This window comes from Kitasatospora sp. NPDC059599, assembly GCF_042735125.1.
In the GTDB taxonomy this organism is placed as follows: Bacteria; Actinomycetota; Actinomycetes; order Streptomycetales; family Streptomycetaceae; genus Kitasatospora.
Genome location: NZ_JBHWCL010000116.1, coordinates 1 through 6,867, shown reverse-complemented (window position 1 = coordinate 6,867; position 6,867 = coordinate 1). Strand labels below are relative to the sequence as shown.

8 protein-coding genes and 1 pseudogene are annotated in these 6,867 nt (G+C 74.6%); 3 read left to right on the top strand and 6 right to left on the bottom strand.

Annotated elements, in window-relative coordinates:
* Positions 1 to 229: 229 nt before the first annotated feature.
* On the bottom strand, positions 230 to 538 hold the full coding sequence (locus ACFV04_RS31435) for a cupin domain-containing protein (RefSeq protein ID WP_380347580.1): 309 nt from the start codon (positions 536 to 538) through the stop codon (positions 230 to 232).
* Positions 539 to 574: 36 nt separating this feature from the next.
* Between ACFV04_RS31435 and ACFV04_RS31430 the strand changes: the two genes are divergently transcribed.
* Positions 575 to 1,432, top strand: coding sequence for a hypothetical protein (locus ACFV04_RS31430; protein ID WP_380534155.1), 858 nt, complete (start codon positions 575 to 577; stop codon positions 1,430 to 1,432).
* A 200-nt stretch (positions 1,433 to 1,632) separates the two neighbouring features.
* Here the strand turns inward: ACFV04_RS31430 and ACFV04_RS31425 are convergent, their stop codons facing one another.
* Together ACFV04_RS31425 and ACFV04_RS31420 are read right to left on the bottom strand one after the other, a co-directional pair.
* Positions 1,633 to 2,520, bottom strand: a complete 888-nt coding sequence (locus ACFV04_RS31425) for an aminoglycoside phosphotransferase family protein (protein WP_380534153.1) — start codon at positions 2,518 to 2,520, stop codon at positions 1,633 to 1,635.
* 42 nt (positions 2,521 to 2,562) lie between these two features.
* Positions 2,563 to 3,258 carry an SDR family oxidoreductase gene (locus ACFV04_RS31420; protein WP_380534151.1) on the bottom strand — a complete coding sequence of 232 codons (696 nt, stop codon included), beginning with the start codon at positions 3,256 to 3,258 and terminating at the stop codon, positions 2,563 to 2,565.
* 69 nt (positions 3,259 to 3,327) lie between these two features.
* Between ACFV04_RS31420 and ACFV04_RS31415 the strand changes: the two genes are divergently transcribed.
* Complete coding sequence (locus tag ACFV04_RS31415; protein ID WP_380534149.1) at positions 3,328 to 4,161, top strand: LysR family transcriptional regulator; 834 nt, start codon at positions 3,328 to 3,330, stop codon at positions 4,159 to 4,161.
* Here ACFV04_RS31415 and ACFV04_RS31410 read toward each other — a convergent pair.
* The gene (locus ACFV04_RS31410; RefSeq protein ID WP_380347575.1) at positions 4,151 to 5,005 is read right to left on the bottom strand and encodes a helix-turn-helix transcriptional regulator; all 855 of its coding nucleotides are present in this window, start codon (positions 5,003 to 5,005) and stop codon (positions 4,151 to 4,153) included. The two genes, ACFV04_RS31415 and ACFV04_RS31410, sit on opposite strands and share 11 nt — an antisense overlap.
* A gap of 102 nt (positions 5,006 to 5,107) precedes the next feature.
* On the opposite strand from ACFV04_RS31410, the gene ACFV04_RS31405 reads away from it, so the two are divergent.
* On the top strand, positions 5,108 to 5,851 hold the full coding sequence (locus ACFV04_RS31405) for an SDR family NAD(P)-dependent oxidoreductase (protein WP_380534146.1): 744 nt from the start codon (positions 5,108 to 5,110) through the stop codon (positions 5,849 to 5,851).
* Here ACFV04_RS31405 and ACFV04_RS31400 read toward each other — a convergent pair.
* Entirely contained in the window at positions 5,839 to 6,504 is a 666-nt protein-coding gene (locus tag ACFV04_RS31400; RefSeq protein WP_380534144.1) for an HAD family hydrolase, read from the bottom strand. The two genes, ACFV04_RS31405 and ACFV04_RS31400, sit on opposite strands and share 13 nt — an antisense overlap.
* Positions 6,505 to 6,590: 86 nt before the next feature.
* A pseudogene (locus tag ACFV04_RS31395) lies at positions 6,591 to 6,867 on the bottom strand (hypothetical protein); the annotation flags it as partial.

The following is a 6,867-nucleotide window of genomic DNA, read 5'->3' as shown; positions in this document are numbered from 1 at the left end:
GGCCCCCGCTCCCCCCCCCCCCCCGGCGGCCGCCCCCGCGGCCGCCCCCCGGCCGCGGGCCCCCCCCCCCCGCGCGCCCCCCCACCGCACCCCCGCCCGCCACCGTGCGCCTCCATCGGGACCGCGCACCTTCGTCGAGGGCAGGACAGCCCCCGCGGACACGCTCGGCACCCAGGTCACCCCACTTCGACGACCCCGACCTCGGGCAGCGGCGCGGACGAGCTCGCCGTCACCCCTCCTCCGGCACCTCCACGATCAGCAGCGTCCCCCGGCTGCCCGCCCGCACCGCGTGCCGCGCGCCCGCCGGCACCACCCGCAGCTCCCCCGCCCGGACGGTCGATTCCTCGGAGTCCAGCAGGAGTTCGAGACGTCCCTCGGCCACGAACAGCACCTCCGCCGTCCCGTGCACCTCCGGTTCCAGCTCCCGCCCGTCCATCCGCAGCACCTTCACCGCCGCCGTCCCGACCCGCCCCAGCACCTGGGAACGCCAGGCCTCGGGCAGCCGCGCCGCCCGCTCGTTCACATCGACCACGCTCATGGCCCTGGACGCTACCCACTCCGGACGGACGATTGGTTGACCGTTCGGCAAAACCTCACCATGATCGCTCCGGTGAAGGCGCGCACGCTGTACCACGAACTGCTCGGCCACGACGGACCGCACGAAGCCGCCGTCGACCACTGGCTCGGCCGGCCGGGCGCCCCGGCCTACCGCGAGCGCCTGCGCACCGCCGCCGTCCACGCCACCGCCTGGTGGGCCGACGAGCCACCCGACGGACCGACCCTGGTCGAGGAGCTCTACGCCCTCGGCCGGGTCGCCGACGTCCTGCTGCTCGACCCGCGGTTCCCCTGCTACCTCCGCCTCTTCACCGCCCTCGGCATGACCCCGTTCGACGGCGTCGCGCCCTTCGAGCCCTTCCTGCACGAGATCGCCGAGGTCGAGCAGGCCGAGGACCCGCAGGCGCCGATCGAGGTCCTGGAGGTCCGCCACCCCGGGCTGATGCTCGGCGAACTGCTCTTCGCCCGCGCCGCGGTCCGGATCCGGGCCGGCTCGGCGCACGCCGAACGCGGGGTCGCCGACCGCTTCCCGCTCTACTGGACGTTCCGCCGCGCCGACCGGACCACCCACGACCTCTCCCACGGCTGGGGAAGCAACTCCCAGTGGAGCACCGACTTCCGGCTCGACTACCGGACCCCGGAGGGCGACCACCTCAACGTCGCCGAGGACGGCTCGGTCGACGGCCGCCCCGACCTCGGGCACTACCAGGAACTGGCCCCCGAGGAACGCCTCCTCACCCCCGCCGAGCGCCGCGAACTGCTGCGCAACCGCTGCCTCCTGCGCACCCCGCGGGCGGCCGCCGACCTGGCCGCCTCGCCCGGCTGGGAGGACGACCTCTTCCCCTTCGCGTGGCGGCTGCCCGCCGGGGAGGCCTGACCGGGGGCCGCCACGCGGTGGCCGCCGGGGCCCCGCCGGACCGGTTCACCACCGGGCGAGCCCCCAGGGCCGGCCCGGCCACGAGCGGCGGCACGACGACCGCCGGCAGGATCACGGCCCGGCCGGCACCGAAGAACACGCGCCGTCACCGGACGGCACCGATCGTCGCACCCACCGCCCCACCGAAGACCCGGTCGTGGTCAGATCCGGACCTCGGCGATCACGCGGCGGGCGATGGCCGCCATCCGCGGGTTGGTGTCGCGGTAGTAGTCCAGTTCCATCAGGGCGACGGACAGCGCCCAGCCCCTCCCGCGGGCCCACGCGGCGCCGTCGGCGCCGGCGGCCGTCCGGAAGGCGTCCCGGGCCGCGGCCGGGAGCACGTACCAGGCGGCGATCAGGTCCACCGCCGGGTCGCCGAGGCCCAGGCAGCCGAAGTCGATGACGGCGCTCAACCGGCCCCGCCCGTCCACCAGGAGGTTGCCGGGCTGGAGGTCCGCGTGGATCCAGACCGGCGCCCCGCCGTGGGCGGGCGCCCGAAGTGCGGCCTCCCACACGGCGGTCGCCGCCCCCGCGTCGATGACGTCGGCCAGTGCCGCGATCGCCGCCCTGGTCCGGCCGTCCCGCTCCCCCAGCAGCTCGCTGCGGTAGGCGGCCGGGCCGCCCGCCGGGTCCACCCGGTGCAGCGCGGTGACGAACGCCGCCAGGTCGGCGGCCAGCAGGACCGGTTCGGCCACGCCTCCGGCCTCCGGGTTGGCGCCGTCCAGCCACCGCAGGACCGACCACGGCCACGGGCAGCCCTCGCCCGGCTCGCCCGACCCCACCCGCACCGGTACGGCGACCGGCAGTTCGGGCGCCAGACGGGGCAGCCAGGCGCGTTCCTTCGTGATGTCCTCGACCGCCCCCGGGACGCGCGGGATCCGTACCACCAGGTCCGCGCCCAGCCGGTACATCGCGTTGCTGGTGCCGACCGGTTCCACCGGCTCGACCGGCAGTGCGGCCCACTGCGGGAACTGCGCGGCCACCAGTCGGCGCACCAGCGCCTCGTCGATGTCGAGTTCGTCCGCGTGCATCTTCGGGGAGGGCGACATGGCGCCCGACCCTTCCAGCACCTGCCGTACCCGGCAAGCGAATTACCAGGGCACGACCTGCCCCAGGTGGTCGACGAAGTGCAGCCCGCCCTTCCCCCGGTGCCGCTCGATCGTCCCCGCCACGCCGGGCACGCTCTCCTCCACGCTGAGCTCGGCCTCGAAGCCGCCGAGCCCGGTGCGCACCCAGCCGGGGTCCATCAGCAGCAGTGTCCGCGGGTCGGCCGCGCGGCGGGCCGCGTAGCAGCGCATCAGCTGGTTCAGGGCGGACTTGCTCGCCCGGTACAGGTCCTGCCCGCCCTCGGTGTTGAGCGCGATGCTGCCCTGGTCGGAGGACATCACACCGATGGTCCCGGTCGGCGCGACCAGCGGGCCGAGCGCCTCCACGACGCGCATCGGGCTCAGCGCGTTGGTCACCATGACCTCGGTGAACATGTCCGTCGGGACCTCCCCGATCGGCAGGTCGCCGCGCGTGACGGCGGCGTTGACGAAGAGCAGGTCGAGGGTGCGGTGGGCCAGCCGGTCCCGCAGTGCCGCGATCTGCCCGGGGTCGGTCATCTCCAACGACTCGACGGTCAGCCGCCCGCCGGAGGAGTCCGCCAGGTCGTGCAGGCCGGTGCGCCGGGTGCCGCGGACCGTGCCGATGACGTCCCAGTCGCGGTGGAGGAACTCGGCGGCGAGCCCGAGGCCCAGGGTCCGGGAGGCGCCGATGATCAGGGCGGTGCTGCGGGTGTCGGTCATGGTCCGAGTCTCCGAGCGGCCCGGGTCCGGCGTCCAATGCCCTTTCGAGCGCATTGATACCGTGCGGGCATGGATCTGGACCTGCGCAAGCTCCGCTACTTCGTCGCGGTCGCCGACCACGGGCGGTTCGGCCGCGCCGCGGACGCGCTGTTCATCACCCAGCCGGTCCTGAGCCGGCAGATCCGCGCGCTCGAACGGGAGTTGGGCTGCACGCTGTTCACGCGGACCACGCGCAGCATCGAACTGACCCCCGCCGGGCGGACGTTGTACGAGGAGGCGGGCCGGATCACCACGACGGTGGACGCGGCCCTGCGACGCGTGCAGGAGGCGGCGCGGAGCGAGCGGCGGATCGTCGTCGCCTTCTCGCCCGGCCTGCGCGTGTCGGAGGCGATCCGGGCGTTCACGGCCCGGCACCCCGAGGTCGGAGTCGACGTGCTGCCGCTGCGCTGGTGGGAACAGGACGCGCCGCTGCGGGACGGCCGCGCGCACCTCGGGTACCTGCGCCACCCCTTCGACGACACGGGGCTGCACACCGTCCCCGTCGGGCGCGAGAACAAGGTCGCGTGCCTGCCCGCGGCCCATCCGCTCACCCGCCGCGACAGCCTCACCCCGGCCGACCTGGACGGTGAGCCGGTCCTCGACGCCCGGGCGCGACGGGCCTACACGCTGGACGAGAAGTTCGAACTCATCGCCTCGGGCCAGGGCGTCGCCCTCGTCCCGGTGAGCGTCGCGGCCTCCTACTCCCGCCCCGACCTCGTCTACCTGCCCGTCGTCGGCCTCCCGCCCGTCGTGACCTGCCTGGCCGTCCCGCAGGACCACGACGACACCGGCCCCGTACGGGACTTCCTCGACATCGCCCTCGCCACCCTGCGCCCCGCCACCCCGGGCCCGCTCACTCCCTGACCGCGAGGTCCTGGCTGCCCACCACCTTGAGCAGCCGCAACGCCGAGTGCGAAGGGCTGCCGGGCACGGCGGTGTAGAAGATCGTCCACTGGTCCCGGTGCGGGTCGTGCAGCGCCTCGCAGTCGAGGTCGAGCGGACCGACCACCGGGTGCACGATGCGCTTGCGGGTGGAGCGGCGCACCTCGACGTCCTGGCGGGCCCACAGTTCGCGGAACTCCTCGCTGCCCGCGAGCAGCCGGTCGACCAGCCGGCGCACACCGCTGTCGGCGGGGTAGCGGGCGGCGGCGGAGCGCAGATCGGCGACCGCGCGGCAGGCGAACCGGGCCTGGCCGGTGGGGTCGTGGCGGGCCCGGGTGCCCGGGTCGGTGAAGAAGCGCCAGATGATGTTGCGCTCGCCCGGCGGCAGGGCCGAGAAGTCGCCGAGCAGCGCCGCCGCCATGGCGTTCCAGGCGAGCACGTCGCGGGCGGCGCTGCAGACCATGGCCGGGGTGTCGTCCAGCCGGTCGAGCAGGTGCAGGACGCCCGGCCGGACGTCCCGCGGCAGCGCGCTCGGGGGTAGCGGCGGCTCGCCGACCAGGTGGTGCAGGTGGGCGGCCTCGTCCTCGGACAGCCGCAGGGCCCGACTGATCGCGCCGATCATCTGCCGGGACGGGCGCGGGCCCCGGCCCTGTTCGAGCCGGATGTAGTACTCCACCGACATGCCCGCGAGCTGCGCGACCTCCTGGCGGCGCAGGCCCGGGGTGCGGCGCCGACCGCCGGCCGGCAGGCCGACGTCGGCGGGCTGGATGCGGGCGCGCCAGCGCCGCAGGAAGGCGGCCAGCTCCGCCCGGTCCACATGTTCCACGCCCCCAGTCTCGCCCGGCCGGCCCGCGCCGACCATGGGACCGCCGGTACCACCATCGACGGTGCCCTCCCGCCCGGCCGCCGACCCGGCCACGGTGGAGCCATGACCACCACAGCGAAGAACCGCATCGTCCTGATCACCGGCGCCAACAAGGGCATCGGCCTGGCCACCGCCCGCGAACTCGCCCGCGCCGGGCACACCGTGCTGATCGGCGCCCGCGACCCCGAGCGCGGCGCCGCGGCCGCCGCCGGACTCACCGCCGAAGGCCTGGACGCCCGCTTCGTCCACCTGGACGTGACCGACCCGGCCACCATCGCCGCCGCGGCCGGACTGATCACCGCCGAGTACGGGCGGCTGGACACCCTGGTCAACAACGCGGGCATCGCCCTGGACTGGCAGCGCACACCGGAGGAGCTGCCGGTCGAGGCGGTGCGCGACACGTACGAGACCAACGTGTTCGGCGCCGTCGCCGTCATCAACGCCATGCTGCCGCTGCTGCGCAAGTCCGCGGCCGGGCTGATCGGCAACGTCTCCAGCGGCCTCGGCAGCTTCTCCTTCCTGGCCGACCCGGACAACCCGGTCTGGGAGCACGCGACACTGCTCGCCTACAACTCCTCCAAGGCGGCGCTGAACGCCGTCACCCTGGTCTACGCCCGGGCGCTGCGCGAGTCGGGCATCAAGGTCAGCTCGCTGGAGCCGGGCTACTGCGCGACCGACCTCAACCGGCACAGCGGCCACGCGACGTCGGAGGAGGGCGGGCGCCGGATCGCCCGGCAGCTCGGCGAGGCCGGGGCCGGGGCCACCGGCCGGTTCCTCACCGCGGAGGGCGACACCTACCCCTGGTGAACCGCGCCGGCCGCGATCAGCCCGGGCAGCTCGCGCATGTCGTGGAAGACGACCGTGTCCGGGCCGGCCAGCCGCTCCGCCGCCGTGACGCCGCCGGCGTAGCCGAGCGCGCGCATCCCGGCGGCGCGGGCGGCCCGGACGCCGGGCCCGCTGTCCTCGACGACGACGCAGGCGGCCGGCTCCACGCCCATGCTCCGGGCCGCGTGCAGGAACAGGTCGGGCGCGGGCTTGCCGCGCCCGACCTCGGTGGCGCTGAAGATCCGCCCCTCGAAGCGCTCGTACAGCCCGGTCCGGCCGAGGGTGTGCCGCATCTTCTCGTGGGTGCCACTGGACGCCACGCACGTCGGCAGGGTGATCGCAGCCAGCGCCTCCGGCAGGCCATCCACCGGCGTCAGCCCGGCGTCCACGGCCTCGGCGTGCAGCTCACGGAAACGCTTGTCGAACAGCGTCGCGGTCTCCTCGTCGAACCGCTCGGCGACCATCGCGTGGTTGGCCGCCTCCGAACGCCCGACGAACCTCTCGATCACCTCGGCCTCACTCAGCGGCCAGCCCAGCTCGGCCGTCAGCTGCGCCACCACGCGCACGGCGATCACCTCGCTGTCCACCAGCACGCCGTCACAGTCGAATATCACCAGCTCAATCGGCTTGATCATCCAGGCAGCATACGGCGGCCCGAAGCCGAGCAGGGCCCGGCGGCCGAAGCCACCGGGCCCTGCCGGCACTGCGCCGTCGGACGGCGTCAGCCGGTCTGGATCGAGGTGTCGTCGATGACGAAGCTCGTCTGCAGCGAGGAGTCCTCGACGCCGTTGAACTTCACGGTGACGCTCTGGCCCGCGTAGGCCGAGAGGTCGAAGGTGCGCTGCTGGTAGCCCGCCGCGGCGTCCACGTTGGAGTAGGTCTTCAGCGTGGTGCCGTTGACCAACACGGTCAGCTTGTCGTACGCCGTGGTGCCCGACTCCGCGGTGTCGATGTGCAGCCAGAAGCTCAGCGTCGCCTTGCAGCCCGCCGGGATGCTC

Coding starts and splice junctions, on each gene's coding strand:
- ACFV04_RS31415 (WP_380534149.1), top strand. CDS start 3,328: ATGGATCTGGACCTGCGCAAGCTCCGCTACTTCGTCGCGGTCGCCGAC.
- ACFV04_RS31435 (WP_380347580.1), bottom strand. CDS start 538: ATGAGCGTGGTCGATGTGAACGAGCGGGCGGCGCGGCTGCCCGAGGCC.
- ACFV04_RS31425 (WP_380534153.1), bottom strand. CDS start 2,520: ATGTCGCCCTCCCCGAAGATGCACGCGGACGAACTCGACATCGACGAG.
- ACFV04_RS31405 (WP_380534146.1), top strand. CDS start 5,108: ATGACCACCACAGCGAAGAACCGCATCGTCCTGATCACCGGCGCCAAC.
- ACFV04_RS31420 (WP_380534151.1), bottom strand. CDS start 3,258: ATGACCGACACCCGCAGCACCGCCCTGATCATCGGCGCCTCCCGGACC.
- ACFV04_RS31400 (WP_380534144.1), bottom strand. CDS start 6,504: ATGATCAAGCCGATTGAGCTGGTGATATTCGACTGTGACGGCGTGCTG.